Source organism: Aeromonas sp. 19NY04SH05-1 (assembly GCF_040581895.1).
Lineage (GTDB): Bacteria > Pseudomonadota > Gammaproteobacteria > Enterobacterales > Aeromonadaceae > Aeromonas > Aeromonas enteropelogenes.
On sequence record NZ_CP095328.1, the window covers coordinates 4,565,994 to 4,584,005 of the forward strand.

General features: G+C 60.5%; 14 protein-coding genes and 4 tRNA genes. 8 read left to right on the forward strand and 10 right to left on the reverse strand.

Translation table 11 applies throughout. The features are described from left to right. Positions 1–151 precede the first annotated feature (151 nt). Both MRK42_RS21140 and pyk read left to right on the forward strand, forming a co-directional pair. Positions 152–1,489: an MFS transporter gene (locus MRK42_RS21140; protein WP_026455756.1), complete on the forward strand. Its 1,338-nt coding sequence runs from the start codon at positions 152–154 to the stop codon at positions 1,487–1,489. Between the two features lie 66 nt (positions 1,490–1,555). Next, complete coding sequence (pyk, locus tag MRK42_RS21145) at positions 1,556–3,046, forward strand: pyruvate kinase (protein ID WP_354688665.1); 1,491 nt, start codon at positions 1,556–1,558, stop codon at positions 3,044–3,046. Positions 3,047–3,076: 30 nt separating this feature from the next. Here the strand turns inward: pyk and MRK42_RS21150 are convergent, their stop codons facing one another. The 5 genes from MRK42_RS21150 to MRK42_RS21170 form a co-directional block, all read right to left on the reverse strand. Continuing rightward, on the reverse strand, positions 3,077–3,586 hold the full coding sequence (locus MRK42_RS21150) for a ricin-type beta-trefoil lectin domain protein (protein ID WP_354688666.1): 510 nt from the start codon (positions 3,584–3,586) through the stop codon (positions 3,077–3,079). Positions 3,587–3,765: 179 nt separating this feature from the next. Next, positions 3,766–3,842: transfer RNA gene (locus MRK42_RS21155), tRNA-Pro, on the reverse strand. A 72-nt stretch (positions 3,843–3,914) separates the two neighbouring features. Continuing rightward, a tRNA-Leu gene (locus MRK42_RS21160) sits at positions 3,915–4,000 on the reverse strand. A 20-nt stretch (positions 4,001–4,020) separates the two neighbouring features. Next, positions 4,021–4,096, reverse strand: a tRNA-His gene (locus MRK42_RS21165). Between the two features lie 51 nt (positions 4,097–4,147). Beyond that, positions 4,148–4,224: transfer RNA gene (locus tag MRK42_RS21170), tRNA-Arg, on the reverse strand. Positions 4,225–4,475: 251 nt separating this feature from the next. Between MRK42_RS21170 and MRK42_RS21175 the strand changes: the two genes are divergently transcribed. From MRK42_RS21175 to MRK42_RS21185, 3 genes are read left to right on the forward strand one after another with little or no spacing between them, the layout of a single operon-like run. Further along, positions 4,476–5,084 (forward strand): TetR/AcrR family transcriptional regulator, encoded by a 609-nt coding sequence (locus MRK42_RS21175; RefSeq protein WP_354688667.1) that lies wholly within the window; start codon positions 4,476–4,478, stop codon positions 5,082–5,084. Further along, positions 5,081–6,214 (forward strand): efflux RND transporter periplasmic adaptor subunit, encoded by a 1,134-nt coding sequence (locus MRK42_RS21180; protein ID WP_042026818.1) that lies wholly within the window; start codon positions 5,081–5,083, stop codon positions 6,212–6,214. Before MRK42_RS21175 ends, MRK42_RS21180 begins: the two co-directional genes overlap by 4 nt. Positions 6,215–6,229: 15 nt before the next feature. Beyond that, positions 6,230–9,310, forward strand: a complete 3,081-nt coding sequence (locus MRK42_RS21185; protein ID WP_042026819.1) for a multidrug efflux RND transporter permease subunit — start codon at positions 6,230–6,232, stop codon at positions 9,308–9,310. 145 nt (positions 9,311–9,455) lie between these two features. On the opposite strand, the gene fre is transcribed toward MRK42_RS21185, so the two are convergent. The 5 genes from fre to trxA all read right to left on the reverse strand — a co-directional run bounded on the left by fre (position 9,456) and on the right by trxA (position 14,796). Beyond that, positions 9,456–10,154, reverse strand: a complete 699-nt coding sequence (gene fre / locus MRK42_RS21190; protein ID WP_354688668.1) for an NAD(P)H-flavin reductase — start codon at positions 10,152–10,154, stop codon at positions 9,456–9,458. A gap of 161 nt (positions 10,155–10,315) precedes the next feature. Beyond that, positions 10,316–11,782, reverse strand: coding sequence for a 4-hydroxy-3-polyprenylbenzoate decarboxylase (ubiD, locus tag MRK42_RS21195; protein ID WP_026455763.1), 1,467 nt, complete (start codon positions 11,780–11,782; stop codon positions 10,316–10,318). 33 nt (positions 11,783–11,815) lie between these two features. Next, positions 11,816–12,817: a hypothetical protein gene (locus MRK42_RS21200; protein WP_225633736.1), complete on the reverse strand. Its 1,002-nt coding sequence runs from the start codon at positions 12,815–12,817 to the stop codon at positions 11,816–11,818. A 179-nt stretch (positions 12,818–12,996) separates the two neighbouring features. Further along, entirely contained in the window at positions 12,997–14,262 is a 1,266-nt protein-coding gene (gene rho / locus MRK42_RS21205; protein ID WP_005342418.1) for a transcription termination factor Rho, read from the reverse strand. 207 nt (positions 14,263–14,469) lie between these two features. Next, on the reverse strand, positions 14,470–14,796 hold the full coding sequence (gene trxA / locus MRK42_RS21210) for a thioredoxin TrxA (protein ID WP_026455765.1): 327 nt from the start codon (positions 14,794–14,796) through the stop codon (positions 14,470–14,472). 113 nt (positions 14,797–14,909) lie between these two features. Between trxA and rhlB the strand changes: the two genes are divergently transcribed. Genes rhlB through MRK42_RS21225 form a run of 3 tightly spaced genes read left to right on the forward strand, consistent with a single transcriptional unit; the run spans position 14,910 to position 17,984 of the window. After that, positions 14,910–16,199, forward strand: a complete 1,290-nt coding sequence (gene rhlB / locus MRK42_RS21215; RefSeq protein WP_026455766.1) for an ATP-dependent RNA helicase RhlB — start codon at positions 14,910–14,912, stop codon at positions 16,197–16,199. Positions 16,200–16,212: 13 nt separating this feature from the next. Beyond that, positions 16,213–17,703, forward strand: coding sequence for a guanosine-5'-triphosphate,3'-diphosphate diphosphatase (gene gppA, locus MRK42_RS21220; RefSeq protein ID WP_354688669.1), 1,491 nt, complete (start codon positions 16,213–16,215; stop codon positions 17,701–17,703). Positions 17,704–17,729: 26 nt separating this feature from the next. After that, on the forward strand, positions 17,730–17,984 hold the full coding sequence (locus MRK42_RS21225) for a Rho-binding antiterminator (RefSeq protein WP_061476985.1): 255 nt from the start codon (positions 17,730–17,732) through the stop codon (positions 17,982–17,984). Positions 17,985–18,012: the final 28 nt, after the last annotated feature.

Genomic DNA, 18,012 nt, shown 5'->3' on the forward strand with positions numbered 1-18,012 from the left:
ATGCCATTTCTGACTCATGGTTTTCCCTCGCTCGAGTCATAAGTGACTCATTTCCGACTTTTTGCCGCCTTAATTTCTCCCTTCATATCATGGCATCCGTGATCAGAGCTTCCTCTGAAACCATGCTGCCAAAATAGAAACGGAGAACACCATGTTCAACTTCTTCAAGACGCGAGCAGACCTACCGGTCATGGATGCCTCGCCAGATAAAATTCGCTCGATTTACCGCAAGTACCAATGGCAGGTCTTCCTGGGCCTGGTACTCGGTTACGCCATGTTCTACGTGGTTCGTATGAGCCTTAACGTAGTCAAGAAGCCCATGCTGGACTCCGGCGTGGTCACCCTGGAAGAGCTGGGCGTCATCGGTTCTGCCTTCCTGTTCACCTACGCCGTCGGCAAGTTCTCTAACGGCTTCCTGTCCGACTACGCCAACATCGGCCGCTTCATGTCGGTGGCCCTGGGCCTGTCGTCCATCTGTACCATCCTGATGGGCATGAACACCGCCACCTTCTTCCTGGTGCTGATGTGGGGTCTGAACGGCTGGTTCCAGTCCGTCGGCTCAGCGCCGTCCTGCGTCTCCATCTTCCAGTGGTTCTCGCCCAAGCAGCGGGGCTCTGTCTACTCGGTCTGGGGCGGCTCGCGCAACATCGGTGAAGGCATCTCCTGGATCCTGACCGCCACCATCGTCAGCTACTTCGGCTGGAAAGCCGGCTTCATCGGCGCCGGTATCGCCTCCCTGATTGCCGCCCTGTGCATGTACCTGGTGCTGAAGGATCGTCCGCAGACCTACGGCCTGCCGGAACCTGCAGTTGCCTTTGGTGAAGAGCCGGAGATCTCCAAGAAAGTGGAGCCGGCCGAAATTCGCCGTGCCCAGCTGTTCGTGCTCAAGCAGCCCACCGTGTGGCTCATCGCCGCCGCCTGTGCCTGCATGTACATGTCCCGCTACGCCATGAGCTCCTGGGCCGTGCTCTATCTGCAGGAGCAGAAGGGCTACAGCCTGATCGATGCCGGCTTCGCCATGTCGGCCTACCCCATCGCCGGTTTCCTCGGTGCCATCCTGGCCGGGATCATCTCCGACAAGGTGTTCAACGCCAACCGCCACATCCCTACCCTGCTGTACGGATTGGCCAACATCGCCGGTATGTGCCTGATGTTCTGGGGCCCGCAGAGCCGCATGATGGATGCCGTCGCCCTCGCCCTGATCGGTTATGCCATCGGTGGTCTGGTGGTGTTCCTGGCCGGTCTGACCGCCTGTGACCTGATGCCCAAGACTGCTGTCGGTGCGGTGAAAGGCTTCATCGGCCTGTGCTCCTACATCGCCGCCTCCATTCAGGAACTGGTCTCCTCCGCGCTGATCAAGACCGACGTGATCGACGGCGTGACCCGCTACGACTTCAGCAACGCCCAATACTTCTGGCTGGGTGCCTCCGTGGTCTCCATGCTGCTCGCCATGACGGTGTGGAACGCCAAGAAAGTCGTCAACTACTGATATTTGCCCATAAAAAGGGTGGTCCGGTGACCACCCTTTTTCACGTCGTCGCAACAGGAGTAACCCATGCGCAAGACCAAAATTGTTGCCACTCTGGGCCCCGCCAGCTCATCGGAAGCCATGGTGGAGAAGCTGATACTGGCGGGAGCCAACGTCTTTCGGCTGAACTTTTCCCACGGCACCGCAGAGCAGCACCTGGCGCTGGCCACGCGGATCCGCGCCACCGCCGCCCGCCTCAACACCCATGTCGGCATTCTGGCCGACCTGCAAGGCCCCAAGATCCGCATCGCCTGCTTTGCCGATGACAGCATCCGGCTGCAGATCGGTGATTCCTTCGTGATCGATGCCGGCCTCGGCAGCCATCAGGGCGACCAATATCGGGTCGGTACCGACTACCCGGCGCTGGTCCATGAAGTGCAGGCAGGCAACACCCTGCTGCTGGACGATGGCCGCATCCAGCTGCATGTCGAACGGGTGGAAGGGGAACAGGTCGTGACCCGCGTGCTGGTAGGCGGCATCCTCTCCAACCGCAAGGGCATCAACGTACTGGGTGGTGGCCTGAGCGCCCCGGCCCTGACCACCAAGGACAAGGAAGATATCCTTACCGCGCGCCAGCTGGAAGCGGACTTCGTGGCCGTCTCCTTCCCCCGCAGCGCCGCTGACCTCGAAGAGGCAAGAACCCTCATTCGCGCCACCGGCAGCAAGGCGGCCATCGTCGCCAAGGTGGAACGGGCCGAGGTAGTGGCATCCGTCGAAGCCATGGACGAGATCATCCAGGCTTCCGACATCATCATGGTCGCCCGTGGCGATCTGGGGGTGGAGATAGGAGATGCCCGCCTGCCAGGGGTACAGAAGAAGCTGATCAAGCGCTGCCGCGCCCTGGGTCGCCCCGTCATCACCGCTACCCAGATGATGGAGTCCATGATCGGCAACCCCATGCCGACCCGCGCCGAGGTGCTGGACGTGGCCAATGCGGTCATGGATGGTACCGATGCCGTGATGCTGTCGGCCGAATCGGCGGCGGGACTCTACCCGGTCGAGGCGGTCGAGGCCATGGCGCGCATCGCGCTGGGTGCCGAGCAGGAGATGGAACCCATACAGCCACGCTGGCGCCGGGAGAGCAGCCAGGCCGACCACTCGGGCCGCTGCATGGCGCTGGCGGCCATGACCTCCGCCTTCAGTCAGGATCGCTCCTGCGGCATCGCCGTGCTGACCAATCAGGGAGAGGCGGTGATCGCTATCTCGCGCGGGGGTCTTCACAACCCGATCTGGGCGCTGTCGGACAATCCGCAGCTGCTCAACCAGATGACCATACTGCGCGGGGTCACACCGATTTTCTTTCAGGAAAATGCTCCCCAGCCCCATCACGAGCACCTGATCGCGGCCCTGCAACAGGCCGATCAGCTGGATGGCATCCACTCCCTGCTGATTAGCCGCCTCGACTCCCTTGAAGGGGCAGGCCATGAGGATGTCTGCCGTCTGGTCTCCCTGAGCGGCGTCGCCCATCAACCCGTACCGGCGGCCCCCGCCACGGTCGCTGTCAGCCACTCACACTGAGTTCAAGTCACCCCGAATGGACGAAAAGCCTCAACGGATGAGGCTTTTCAACTCCAGCTGCTCCAGCAGACTCTCTTCACGCTGCCACTCGAAACTCTGGTTGGCCCCGCCAAAGCACTCCGCCAAGCGAAGCGGGGTACCCGGCTTGTGGCGACGTCCCGCCACATCCAGACAGAGCGCGGCCTGCCGGTTGAACAGGCGATCCCCCTGCCACTGCCACTGATAGCTCGTCTCCTGGCACTCGGCCACGGCCAGTTCGCTCCGGCCGCTGGCGACCAGACAGCCCCGGGCCAACTCCAGCGCACCTGCATCCCAGCTGAACTGCTGATTGGCGCTCTCGTCACAGGGTTGGGTAAGCAGCTGCTGGCCACTCAGGGTCACGCAGAAGCCTGCGCTGGTCACCAAAGCGGATGTGATATCGGTGCGCTGCATAGGTGCAGAGCCCATCAGGAGCTCGTCTGGCGTGGGCTTGTACGAACAGCCGCTGATCACCACGACAACCAGCGCCAGCATACTGACGCGAACGGAATTAGGGTGCATATGAGATATCTGCCTGAAATGTGATCCATGATGCCCGCTTGCTGCGGATCTGCGCCCAGCATACGCGAAGCCGGATTGGGAGGAACCAGCAAAAATGTAAACAGACGTGACGAGGACACGGCAGGAAATGGCTATGCCGGAAAGCAAAAAACCTCGCCGAAGCGAGGTTTTTCAGAAATTGGTCGGTGATAAAGGATTCGAACCTTTGACCCTCTGGTCCCAAACCAGATGCGCTACCGGGCTGCGCTAATCACCGAGACTATTTTAAAAATAGTGTTTTTCAAAAAACAAAGACGACCAAAAGGTCATCCTCGTTATACAGCAAGTATGGTGCGAAGAGAGGGACTCGAACCCTCACACCCGGGGGGCACTAACACCTGAAGCTAGCGCGTCTACCAATTCCGCCACCTTCGCGTACCTGACAAGCTGTAAAATGGGGTGGCTGATGGGGCTCGAACCCACGACAACCGGAATCACAATCCGGGACTCTACCAACTGAGCTACAGCCACCACAGCTGTTTTCGTTCCACAACACCGCCCGTTTAACCGGCGCACTTTTGATGGTGCGCCCGACAGGATTCGAACCTGTGACCTCTGCCTCCGGAGGGCAGCGCTCTATCCAGCTGAGCTACGGGCGCTACGCTGTCGAACGGGGCACGATATTAATGATGGGGGGCATGCTTGTCTACACTTTTTTTCTTTTGCTGAATCAACCGTTGTTTTTTCAAACACATTGAGCGCTTTTTTAGCGTCTGTGACGAGATATTCCACCGGGCAGGGATATTTTTCGGCTTCAACCCCCGTGTAGCCAATACGAATCGGTTTGCTGCCTTGACTTGGTTTAAGGCCCATCTAGAATGAATGAACGTTCATTCACAAGGTGATGCCGATGAGTCAGGATAAAAACCAGGACAAAAAAGAGAGCATCTTCAACGCAGCCCATGAAGTGCTGGGTGAACGGGGTTTTCACGGCCTGTCGATCGCCGAGGTAGCCAAAAAAGCCAATGTGGCGACCGGCACCATCTACCGCTACTTCAGCGACAAGGATGACCTGATCCGGCAACTGTATCAGCACACCATATTGCAGTGCGTCCCCATGGTGATGGCCGATGTGGATGTTGAAAAGGTTTCATTTGAGCAGTTTCAAAAGATATGGCGAAATATCCACGCCATCTTTGTCAACGACCCCAACGCCATCAAATGCAAATTGCAGTATGAAAGCTCTCCTTTGGGAGCCGCGCTGGAAACCGAGCCGGTCATGCTGGCTGCATGGGGGCCACTGGACAGCTTTTTTGCCCGGGGCGTTGAGCAGAAGCTGTTTGTGGATTTACCCATACGGGCACTGCAGGTGTTGAGCCTGGATTGTGTCATGCATCTGGCCCTGCAATGCAGGGTTCACCACTTTACGCTGACCGAGGCGCAGTTGGAGACTGCCATTCGTGCCAGCTGGAATGCCATTTTATCCCCCCACATTTCCACCTCAGGAGCCTGTTCATGAAAAAATGGATGGCCATTATGTTGCTGATCGCAATTGCCCTGTTTGGCAGCGTGATCGGCTTCAATGTGTTCAAGCAGAAGATGATTGCCGACTATCTGGCCAACCGGCCGGAGCCCGAGTTCCCGGTGACTTCCATGGTCACCAAGGCACAGGACTGGGTGCCCACTATCGAAGCCATCGGCTTCATCGAGCCCAATCAGGGGGTCACTCTCTCCACCGAGCTGGCGGGCACCATAGATGCCATCAGCTTCGAATCGGGCAAGCCGGTCAAGGCAGACCAGCTGCTGCTGAGCCTGGACTCCAGTGTGGAAAAAGCCAATCTGCGCGCCTCCCAGGCCAAGCTGCCGGCTGCGAAGGCCAAGTTCGATCGTTTCCAGAACCTCTACAAGACCAGCTCCATCTCCAAGGAGCAGCTGGATGAGGCTGAAGCAGCCTATCGCTCGCTGGAGGCCGACATCGAGAGCCTGAAGGCCACCATAGCCCGGCGCGAGGTGCGTGCCCCCTTCAGCGGCATGGTCGGCCTGCGCAACGTCTTCCTCGGCCAGTATCTGCAACCGGGCACAGATATCGTGCGGCTGGAAGATACCAGCGTGATGCGCCTGCGCTTCACCGTGCCCCAGACTGACATCTCCAAGATCACCCTGGGCCAGCCCATCGAAATCAAGGTGGATGCCTACCCCCAGACCCGGTTTGATGGCCATATCTCCGCCATCGAGCCCGCCGTCAACTTCCAGAGCGGCCTGATCCAGGTCCAGGCGGACATCCCGAACAACGATGGTCAGCTGCGCTCCGGCATGTTTGCCCGCGCCAGCATCATTCTGCCCACGGTGAAAGATCAGATCGTGATCCCGCAGACCGCCATCTCCTTCACCCTCTACGGTCAGAACATCTACGTGATCAAGGAGAGCGAGGAGACCGACAAGGATGGCAACAAGGTGAAGGTCAAACGAGCCAAGCAGGTAGTGGTCAAGGCGGGCGAGCGTCGCGGCAACGACGTGCACGTGCTCTCCGGCATCCAGGCTGGCGACGAGATAGTGCTCTCCGGCCAGGTACGCCTGAGCAACGACACCAGGGTGCGCGTGGTCCAAAACGATGCCCTGGCCGTCCCCGCACAAACCCCGATGCTGTAAGCGCGGAGATCAGCGATGCGATTTACTGACATTTTCATCAAACGGCCTGTGCTGGCGATCTCGCTCAGCTTTCTGATCGCCCTGCTGGGCTTTCAGGCCATCTTCAAGATGCAGGTACGAGAATACCCCGAGGTGACCAATACGGTGATCACCGTCAGCACCAGCTACTATGGCGCCGGTGCCGACCTGATCCAGGGGTTCATCACCCAGCCGCTCGAACAGGCGGTCGCGCAAGCCGACAACATCGACTTCATGACCTCCTCCAGCCAGCTGGGCAGCTCCACCATCACCGCCTACATGAAGCTCAACACCGACCCCAACGCCGCGCTGTCCGACATCCTGGCCAAGGTCAACTCGGTGCGATCCCAGTTACCGAAAGAGGCGGAAGACCCCTCGGTCACCTCCTCCACCGGCTCCACCACGGCAGTGCTCTACCTCGGCTTCACCAGCCCGGAGCTCAACTCCAGCCAGATCACCGACTATCTGGAGCGGGTTATCAAGCCGCAGCTGTTTACCGTGGGAGGCGTCTCCAAGGTGGATCTGTATGGCGGCGTCGAGTTTGCCCTGCGGGTGTGGCTGGATCCGGCCAAGATGGCGGCCTTCAACCTGACCGCCAGCGACGTGATGACGGTACTCAACAGCAACAACTATCAGTCCGCCACCGGCCAGGCCACCGGCTACTTCACCCTGTTCAACGGCAATGCCGAGACCCAGGTGAGCGACACGGACGAGCTCAAGCGGCTGGTGGTTGCGACTCGCGACAGCAAGGTGATCCGCCTCTCCGACATCGCCAAGGTGACCCTGGAGAAGAGCCACGACATCTACCGCGCCAGCGCCAACGGCCGCGAGGCTGTGGTCATGGCGGTCAACGCCGCCCCGACAGCCAACCCCATCAACATCGCCCACGATGTGCTGGAGCTGCTGCCGAGCCTGAAGCGCAACATGCCGAGCACCCTGCAGGCCGACGTGCTGTATGACTCCACCATCGCCATCAACGAATCCATCAGCGAGGTGATCAAGACCATCCTCGAGGCGGCCGCCATCGTACTGGTGGTGATCACCCTGTTCCTCGGTTCGTTCCGGGCGGTCATCATCCCCATCATCACCATCCCCCTGAGTCTCATCGGCGTGGTGATGGTGATGGACATGTTCGGTTTCTCCATCAACCTGATGACCCTGCTGGCCATGGTGCTGGCCATCGGCCTGGTGGTGGACGATGCCATCGTGGTGCTGGAGAACGTGGATCGCCACATCAAGGAGGGTGAGGAGCCGTTCCGTGCCGCCATCATAGGTACCCGCGAGATCGCCGTGCCCGTCATCGCCATGACGGTCACCCTGGCGGCCGTGTATGCGCCGATCGCCCTGATGGGGGGCATTACCGGCTCCCTGTTCAAGGAGTTTGCCCTGACCCTGGCGGGCGCCGTGTTCGTCTCGGGCATCATAGCCCTGACCCTGTCACCCATGATGTGTGCCAAGATGCTCAAGGCCAACGAGCAGCCGGGCAAGTTCGAGAGCAAGGTGCACCACCTGCTCGACCGCATGACCGACCGTTACGACAGCATGCTGCACGCCGTGATGCAAAAGCGTCTCGTGGTGGTGGTATTCGCCGTCATCGTGTTCGCCAGCCTGCCTCTGCTGTTCAAGTTCATCCCGAGCGAGCTGGCCCCATCGGAGGACAAGGGGGTCATGGCGGTGCTGGGCACGGCGCCTTCCAACGCCAACCTGGACTACATCGAAAACACCATGGCGGACGTGAACAAGATCCTGGACGACCAGCCGGAGATCGCCTTCTCCCAGGTCTTCTCCGGGGTGTTCAACTCCAATCAGGCGTTCGGTATCGCCTCCATGGTGCCCTGGAGCCAGCGTGAAGCAAGCCAGAAAGAGGTGCTGGACCGGGTCGCCGGCCTGGTGAAGGACATCCCCGGCATGGCCATCACCACCTTCCAGTTCCCGGAACTGCCGGGTGCCTCCAGCGGCCTGCCGATCCAGTTCGTCATCACCACGCCGAACAGCTTCGAGAGCTTGTTCCTGATCGCCGGCGAGATGCTGGCGGCGACCCAGGCCAACGGCCAGTTCGTCTATTCGGATCTCGATCTGAACTACGACTCCGCCACCATGAAGATCCGCATCGACAAGGACAAGGCCGGCGCTTACGGCATTACCATGCAGGACATCGGCATCACCATGGGCACCATGATGGCGGATGGCTACGTCAACCGGATCGACCTGGATGGCCGCTCCTATGAGGTGATCCCGCAGGTCGAGCGCAAATATCGTCTCAACCCCGAGTCCATCAAGGGGTATTACGTGCGCGCCGCCGATGGCAAGTCGATCCCGCTCGGCAGCCTCATCAGCATCGAAGTGGTCGGCGAGCCCCGCGCCCTGCCCCACTTCAACCAGCTGAACTCGGCCACCATTGGTGCCGTACCCGCTCCGGGCGTCGCCATGGGGGATGCGATCAACTGGTTCAAGGCCACCGCCGAAGAGAAGCTGCCCCAGGGCTACCGCTACGACTTCATGGGGGAAGCCCGCCAGTTCGTGACCGAGGGTAACGCGCTCTATGCCACCTTCGCCCTGGCCCTGGCCATCATCTTCCTGGTGCTGGCGATCCAGTTCGAATCGGTCCGCGACCCGCTGGTGATCATGGTGTCGGTGCCGCTCGCCATCAGCGGCGCCCTAATCGCCCTGGCATGGGGACTGGCCACCATGAACATCTACTCCCAGGTGGGCCTCATCACGCTCGTGGGTCTGATTACCAAGCACGGCATCCTGATCTGCGAAGTGGCGAAGGAGCAGCAGCTGCTGCGCGGCGTGAACCGGATGGAGGCCGTCATGCAGGCCGCCAAAGTACGTCTGCGTCCGATCCTGATGACTACGGCCGCCATGATTGCGGGCTTGATCCCGCTGCTCTACGCCACCGGCGCAGGGGCGGCCCAGCGCTTCAGCATCGGCATCGTGATCGTGGCGGGGCTGGCCATCGGTACCCTGTTCACCCTGTTCGTGCTGCCGGTGATCTACACCTTCCTGGCTTCCACCCACAAGCCGCTGCCGGTATTCGACGAGACCATTCCGCCCAAGGCCAACGGCGGACACTGATCGCGTCCATCACCAAGGGGCCCACTGCGGCCCCCAGCAACAAAACACCCCGCCAAAAGCGGGGTGTTTTTTTATCGAGGCTTGAGTAAGGCCACGCCGTAGTTCATGAGTGGCGGCAGTGAACTAACGGGGAAGGCCCCCGATATCAGATGAACTCGTAGGCATCGCCGAAGATGCGCTCCGGCTCGGCGCCGAGGATCTTGAACTCCTCTCGCGCGGCCCCCGCCATCTCGAAGCGACCCGCCACATAGATGTCGTAGTCGTGCAGGCTGACGAAGTCATCCATGATGGCCTTGTGCACCAGCCCGGTCTTGCCGGTCCAGTCGCTTGCCGGCTCCTGCACCACGGGGATGTAGGTGAGCGGCGCATAGTCGCGCTCCCACTGCTGCATCTGCTCCTGCTCGTAGAGCCAGTGTGCCTGACGCACGCCCCAGTAGAAGAACACAGGACGCTTGCTGCCGGTCGCGATCAGGTATTCCAGAATGGATTTGGCGTAGGAGAAACCGGTGCCGCCAGCCATCAGGATCAGCGGGCGGGGGGATTCGTCGCGCAGGAAGGCCTTGCCAGCCGGCAGTTCAACCTCGATCTCGCCCTGCTCGCGCATGCGAGCCAGCACCTGGCCGGCGTAGGCGTTCTCGGGGGTGGCACCGATCTGCAGCTCCAGCACGCCGGAACGGGTTGGCGAGTTGGCGATGGAGAAGGGACGCTTGTCCGAATCGCTCATCACCACCAGCAGATACTGGCCCGGCTTGAAACTGACCTCTTGCAGCGGCGTCAGGGCCACGTGCCAGATGGTGTCGACATATTCGCGCAGTTCCTCTACGCGGCACTTGATACGTTGCATTCTTGTCCTTGTAACGGGCTCGCTCGGCCCGTTTTCGCTCATTGATTCACTGTGAACGGGTGACCAGCGACCTGGTCTTGCCCGTCGAGAATACCCAATTCAGGCGAAATGGCATCTCTCTTTTGCGGCGCGGTGGCCGGTCAGGCCACCGCTCACTCTTCTCAAAGGATATTCAGCTCATCCCAGATGGCATCGATCTTCTGTTTCACCGCCTCGTCCTGGACGATGGGCTGACCCCACTCACGGTTGGTCTCGCCAGGCCACTTGTTGGTGGCGTCGAGCCCCATCTTGGAGCCGAGCCCGGAGACCGGGGAGGCGAAGTCCAGGTAGTCGATCGGCGTGTGCTCGATCAGGGTGGTGTCGCGGGCCGGGTCCATCCGGGTGGTGATGGCCCAGATCACGTCTTTCCAGTCGCGGGCGTTGACATCGTCGTCGCACACCACCACGAACTTGGTATACATAAACTGGCGCAGGAAAGACCAGACCCCCAGCATCACCCGCTTGGCGTGGCCCGGGTAGCGCTTCTTGATCGTCACCACCGCCATCCGGTAGGAACAGCCCTCCGGCGGCAGGTAGAAGTCGACGATTTCGGGGAACTGCTTTTGCAACAGCGGCACGAACACCTCGTTGAGCGCCAGACCCAGCACCGCCGGTTCATCGGGCGGGCGGCCGGTGTAGGTGCTGTGATAGATGGCATCACGGCGCTTGGTGATGTGGGTGATGGTGAACACGGGGAACTCGTCCACCTCGTTGTAGTAACCGGTGTGATCCCCGTACGGCCCTTCCGGTGCCATCTCGCCTGGCTCCAGATAACCCTCCAGCACGATCTCGGCACTGGCGGGCACCTCCAGATCGCAGCTGATGGCCTTGACCACCTCGGTACGGCTGCCCCGCAGCAGCCCCGCGAAGGCGTATTCGGAGAGGGTATCCGGCACCGGCGTCACGGCGCCGAGTATGGTCGCCGGATCGGCACCGAGGGCCACCACCACCGGGAAACGCTCGCCCGGGTGGGCCTCCTGCCACTCGCGAAAATCGATGGCACCGCCGCGATGGTCGAGCCAGCGCATGATCAGCTTGTTCTTGCCGATCTTCTGCTGGCGGTAGATGCCGAGGTTCTGGCGCTTCTTGTAGGGGCCGCGAGTGATGGTCAGACCCCAGGTCACCAGGGGTGCCACGTCCCCCGGCCAGCAGTGCTGGATCGGGATCTGGTCCAGGTCGACCGCATCCCCCTCCAGCACCACCTGCTGGCAGGGGGCGGACGAGAGACGCTTGGTCGGCATGTTGAGCACCTGCTTGAAGATCGGCAGCTTCTCCATCAGCTCCTTGAGGCCGCGGGGCGGCTCGGGCTCCTTCAGGTAGGAGAGCCACACCCCGACCTGACGCAGGGCGCTCACATCCGGTTGTCCCATGCCCATGGCGACCCGATCCGGCGTACCGAACAGGTTGGTCAGCACCGGCATGGTGTGGCCTTTGGGGTTTTCGAACAGCAGGGCCGGGCCCCCCGCACGCAGGGTGCGATCGCTGATTTCGGTCATCTCCAGATAGGGATCTATCTCGCGCGTGATGCGCCTGAGTTGTCCGTTTTGTTCCAGCTGCGCGATAAAATCACGCAAGTCCTTGTATTTCATGCGGGTTCCCAACCGGATTCAGGGTGTGCTGCATTATAACCCTGGTGTCACACCGGGTGTACCCGAATCGGGCAACAGGCTAGGTGCAATGGGGGGCATATCACGGCGCCCCAGGTGTTTCGCCAACGCCGAGAGCATCAGGGGCTCGTCCACCTCCAGCAATAGGGCAACCACCTGAGCGCCATACTGGCGATTGGTGAGTTCGGCCAGCAGATAGCTCCTCGCCTGCTCCGGCAAGGGGGAGAGGGTACCCAGCTGATGCAGGGCGGCTCCTTTCAGCTGAGGGTTGGCGCTGGCCTCGATCAGCAGCCTGCTCGCCACCACGCCCTGATGGAAACGGTTGATGGTGGGCAGCGCAGCCAGGGCATCCTGATCCACCGGCTGGCGCCACAATCTGGCATAGAGCCCGGGCTCACCGGTGCGCTGCAATAGCTGCAACAACAGACGGTTGTCGGGCAGGTAGATGTTCTGGGAGGCCAGCTGACGCGCCTCTCGCAGCCAGACTGGCAACGGCAGTTGCTCGAAGGCCTGCAGCAGCGCCTGTTGCTGCTGGGCCAATTCGGGGTTGGCCCGGTAATAGATGGATTTGAACTGGAAGCGGCCGAGGGCCAGTTGCTGGCGATACTCTTCCTGCCAGGCCTGCTGCTGCCAGCGCGACAACAACAGGCGCGCCTGGGCGGCAAAATCATAGGCAGGCTGCTGCACCAGAAAACCGTTCTTCTCCTTTTCGACCAACCAGCCGGGCACTCTGGCCGACTGGGCTCGCACCCAGACCAACTGGTCCGCACTGGCGGGAGCCGGTTGTTGCTCGAGGGTCGCCAGCAGCTTACTCAGCAGGTACTCCCGTTGACCGAGGGCCAACGAGTCCAGCAGCGCATCGATGGCTGCATACTGCTCCTGTTGCAAGCGATCCGTGAGATAGGTGAGATGCTCGGCCACCCCTTCGTCGGCCACCAGCACAGGAGCCGTGGCAGCGGTCAGCTGGGGCGGTGCGCCGGCCAGGGCTGCGAGCAACAAGATGATGCGGATTGTCATGACGTCTCCATCCTTGTGACATCGAAAATAGGGGTGCCGTCTCTGGCATATGGCCGGCATTCCTGCGCCCGGCCATGCATGCTCAACGCCTCAATGGTCTTTCATAGTACTCAGACGAGCGGTCAATCCATAAACAAAAACCGCGACCTGGGCCGCGGTTTCGTCATTTCTTGACCGGATTACTTCTGCTGGCGCCGCATGGCGTCGAAGAACTCGTCGTTGGTCTTGGTCATCGCCAGCTTGTCAATGAGGAACTCGATGCCGTCAATCTCGCCCATCGGGTGGACGATCTTGCGCAGGATCCACATCTTCTGCAGCTCGTCGCCGGTGGTCAGCAGCTCTTCCTTGCGAGTACCGGAGCGGGTGATGTCGATGGCCGGGTAAACACGCTTCTCGGCGATCTTGCGCGAGAGGTGCAGTTCCATGTTGCCGGTGCCCTTGAACTCTTCGTAGATGACTTCATCCATTTTGGAGCCGGTATCGATCAGCGCGGTGGCGATGATGGTCAGGCTGCCGCCCTCCTCGACATTGCGGGCCGCACCGAAGAAGCGCTTCGGACGGTGCAGGGCGTTGGCATCCACACCACCGGTCAGCACCTTGCCGGATGACGGGATGACGGTGTTGTAAGCACGGGCCAGACGGGTGATGGAGTCCAGCAGGATCACCACGTCCTTCTTGTGCTCGACCAGACGCTTGGCCTTCTCGATCACCATCTCGGCGACCTGGACGTGACGGGAGGCCGGCTCGTCGAAGGTGGAGGCGATCACTTCACCCTTCACCATCCGCTGCATCTCGGTCACTTCTTCCGGACGCTCGTCGATCAGCAGGACGATCAGTTCACAATCCGGGTGGTTGTAGGCGATGCTCTGGGCGATGTTCTGCAGCAGCATGGTCTTACCGGCCTTGGGCGGTGCGACGATGAGGCCACGCTGGCCCTTACCGATGGGGGACGCCAGATCCAGCACGCGAGCGGTGATGTCTTCAGTCGAACCGTTGCCACGCTCCATGCGCAGACGCTCGTTGGCGTGCAGCGGAGTGAGGTTTTCAAACAGGATCTTGTTGCGGGAGTTTTCCGGACGGTCGTAGTTGACCTCGTTGACCTTGAGCAGTGCGAAGTAGCGTTCGCCCTCTTTCGGTGGCCGGATCTTGCCGGAGATGGTATCGCCGGTGCGCAGGTTGAAGCGGCGGATCTGGCTCGGGGAGACATAGATGTCATCAGGGCCCGCCAGGTAGGAGCCGTCTGCACTGCGCAGGAAGCCAAAACCATCGGTCAGGATTTCCAGCACACCGTCGCCAAAGATATCTTCACCACCCTTGGCGTGCGCCTTGAGGATGGCAAAAATAATGTCTTTCTTGTGCGCCCGAGCCAGATTTTCCAACCCCATGGATTCGCCGAGCTTGACCAGCTCAGACACAGGAGTGTTCTTTAATTCAGTCAGATTCATAGTGGTGAAAGTCTGTAAGCAAGGATTGAAATGAGGAGACAGTCTGCTGGATTGATGCTGATCGGATTTGATTTGCCGGGCTGATGTGTGAGCAAAGAGTCAGGCAAAAAGGTTAGCAAACGAGCGATAAATTAGCACCAATCGGGGTGAGCGTCTAGGTGATAAAACACAAGGAGCGCATTATTGCAATGCGCTCCTCTTGGATTATTACAGGTTGCCGTCCAGGAACTCTTTCAATTGAGTTTTGGACAGTGCACCGACCTTGGTCGCTGCCACTTCGCCATTCTTGAACAGCAAGAGGGTCGGAATACCACGAATGCCGTACTTGGGCGGAGTATCAGAATTATGGTCGATGTTCAGTTTGGCAACGGTCACGCGACCGGCGTACTCTTGGGCAACTTCTTCCAGGATCGGGGCAATCATTTTGCACGGACCACACCATTCGGCCCAGAAGTCTACCAGAACGGCACCATCGGCTTTGATTACATCTGCCTCGAAGCTGGCATCGCTCAGCTGAACAATCTTGTCACTCATCTCCAACTCCAGTCAGTAAATAAGACTTTATTGACATGTCAATAAAGGCAATAGTTGCCCTATTTGAAATGATCCTGTTTATTATTGCAAGCCTAACCTGATAACCTACCGCCATGAGCAAAACACACTTAACGACCGACAAATTCGCCCAAATGGGCCTCGAACCCGAAGTTCTGGCTGGTCTGGAAGCAAAGGGATTTCATTATTGTACGCCTATCCAGGCACTGTCTCTGCCACTGCTGGTAGAAGGTCATGATCTCGCCGGTCAGGCCCAGACAGGTACCGGCAAGACCATTGCCTTCCTGGCGGCGACATTCAACTATCTATTGACTCATCCACTGACCAAGCCCCGCCTGGTAAACCAACCCAGAGCCATCATCATGGCCCCCACCCGGGAGCTGGCAGTACAGATTTACAACGATGCCGACAGCATGGCTGCGAGCACCGGCCTGAAACTCGGCCTCGCCTACGGTGGCGAAGGATACGACAAGCAGCTGGCCGTGCTGGAGCAGGGCGTCGACATCCTGATCGGCACCACAGGCCGCATCATCGACTACTTCAAGTCCAAGGTGATCGATCTGAGCAACATTCAGGTCGTGGTACTGGACGAAGCGGATCGCATGTTCGATCTCGGCTTCATCAAGGACATCCGTTTCCTGTTCCGCCGCATGCCGCCCGCCACCGAGCGTCTGAGCATGCTGTTCTCCGCCACCCTCTCCCTGCGCGTGCAGGAGCTGGCCTACGAGCACATGAACCATCCGGAGCACGTGCAGGTCGAGCCGGAGCAGATGACTGGCGTGCGGATCAAGGAGGAGCTGTTCTACCCCTCCAACGAAGACAAGATGTTGCTGCTGCTCTCCCTGATGGAAGAGGAGTGGCCGGAGAAAGCCATCGTCTTCGCCAACACCAAGCATGTCTGTGAAGACGTCCACGCCTGGCTGGAAAACGACGGCCACCGTGTCGGCCTGCTGACCGGTGACGTGCCGCAGAAGAAGCGGATGAAGATCCTGGAAGAGTTCACCAAGGGCTCCCTCGACATTCTGGTCGCCACCGACGTGGCCGCCCGTGGTCTGCACATCCCCGACGTGACCCACGTCTTCAACTACGACCTGCCCGACGACTGCGAGGACTATGTTCACCGCATCGGTCGTACCGGCCGTGCCGGCAAGAGCGGTCACTCCATCAGCCTGGCCTGTGAAGACTATGCCTTCAACCTGCCGGCCATCGAGGAGTACATCCATCACCCCATCCCGGTCAGCAAGTATGATCGCGAGGCGCTGCTGGATGACGTGACTCCGCCGAAGCGGGTGTTCCGCAACCGTCAGCCGGTGAACCGCAACATGCGGGATCGCCAGGGTAGTGGCAACAGCAACAATCGCCGTCGTCCGCCCCGCAAGAGCTGAAGGATCGGCCCAGTTGCACAACTCGCCTCTCTATGCGGCCATCGACCTCGGCTCCAACAGCTTTCACATGCTGGTGGTGCGCGAGGTCGCTGGCGCTCTGCGCACCGTCACCAAGGTCAAACGCAAGGTACGCCTCGCCGCCGGACTCGATGCCGAATTTCGTCTCAGCCGTGCCGCCATGGAGCGGGGCTGGGACTGTCTGCGCCTGTTTGCCGAACAGCTGCAAGACATTCCGGCCGACAACATCCGGGTAGTGGGTACCGCCACCCTGCGTCTGGCCACCAACGTCGATGAATTCCTTAGCGAAGCGGAACGGGTACTCAACCACAACATCGAGATCATCTCGGGTGAGGAAGAGGCCAAGACCATCTATGAGGGGGTCTCCTGGACCTCGGCGGGGGAAGGCAACCGGCTGGTGATCGACATCGGCGGCGCCAGCACCGAGCTGGTGATCGGCGAGCACAGCGAGGCGAAACTGCTCAACAGCCTGCACATGGGCTGCGTCACCTGGCTCAACAACCACTTCGGTGACGGCGAGCTCTCCGAAACCCGCTTCAACCAGGCCATCGCAGCCGCCAAAACGGTGCTGGAGAGAGTGGCTGACGAATATCGCACTCTCGGCTGGCGTACATGCGTCGGCGCCTCCGGCACTGTCCAGGCGCTGCAGGAGATCATGATGGCCCAGGGCAAGAGTGAACGGGTCACCCTGCCTAAACTGCAGGAGCTGATGGCACAGGCCATCGCCTGCGGCCGGCTGGATCAGCTGCGGCTGGAAGGGTTGGCGGCCGAACGGCTGACCGTGTTCCCCTCCGGCCTCGCCATCCTGATCGCCATCTTCGAAACCCTCGGCGTCGAGAGCATGACACTGGCCGGCGGCGCCCTGCGCGAAGGCTTGATCTACGGCCTGCTCGGCAACAATCACGACTGTGACGCACGGGATCGCACCGCAGACAGCCTGATCAACCGCTACCAGCTGGACAAGGAGCACGCAGAGCGGGTGCGCGATACCGCCATCGAGGCGTTCACCCAGCTGCAACCGGCCTGGCGCCTCTCCAAGCGCTATGGTCGGCCGATCCTGCGCTATGCGGCCCTGCTGCACGAGATCGGTTTGTGCATCGAGTACAAGAAGGCACCCCAGCACGCCGCCTACATCATCGACAACATCGACATGCCGGGCTTCACTCCTGCGCAAAAGAAGCTGTTATCGGCCCTGCTGTTCAACCAGCGGGACGAGTTCAAGCTGGAGCCACTGGAGAAGCAGGGGGCCGTCACCGCCCGCCAGGCGATCCGGCTGGCCCGCATCCTGCGCATCGCCCTGATCCTCTGCATGCGCCGCACCCAGGGCACTGTGCCCCACTTCACCCTTGAAGCCGAAGAGGATGCCCTGACCCTGACTCTGCCCAAGGGTTGGCTGGAAGAGCATTATCTGCGCGCCAGCGAGCTGCGCCTCGAGGTAGAGCGCCAGCAGAAGATGGGCTGGCCCACCCGCCTGCAGGAAGCCTGAGCCCCTCTCCCATCAAGGAGCAGACCATGACCGACTACCAACCCATCAGTTGCGACCTCTACGACTGGCTCGAGATCGCCGCCAGCTGGCAATTGCCGGTGACGCTGACCTGCCGGGACGGGCGTCAGTGGGCAGACAGGATCCGTACCATAGAGGCCAGGGACGGCGTCGAGTACCTGTTGCTGGAGAGTGGGGAGCGACTCTGTCTGGCCGAGCTGGCCACCCTCGACCTGCTATGGCAGGGCGAGCAAAAACAGATCCGTTTCACTCCCGAATCTTGATAACTCCCAAACCTTGAGCGCCGGATAG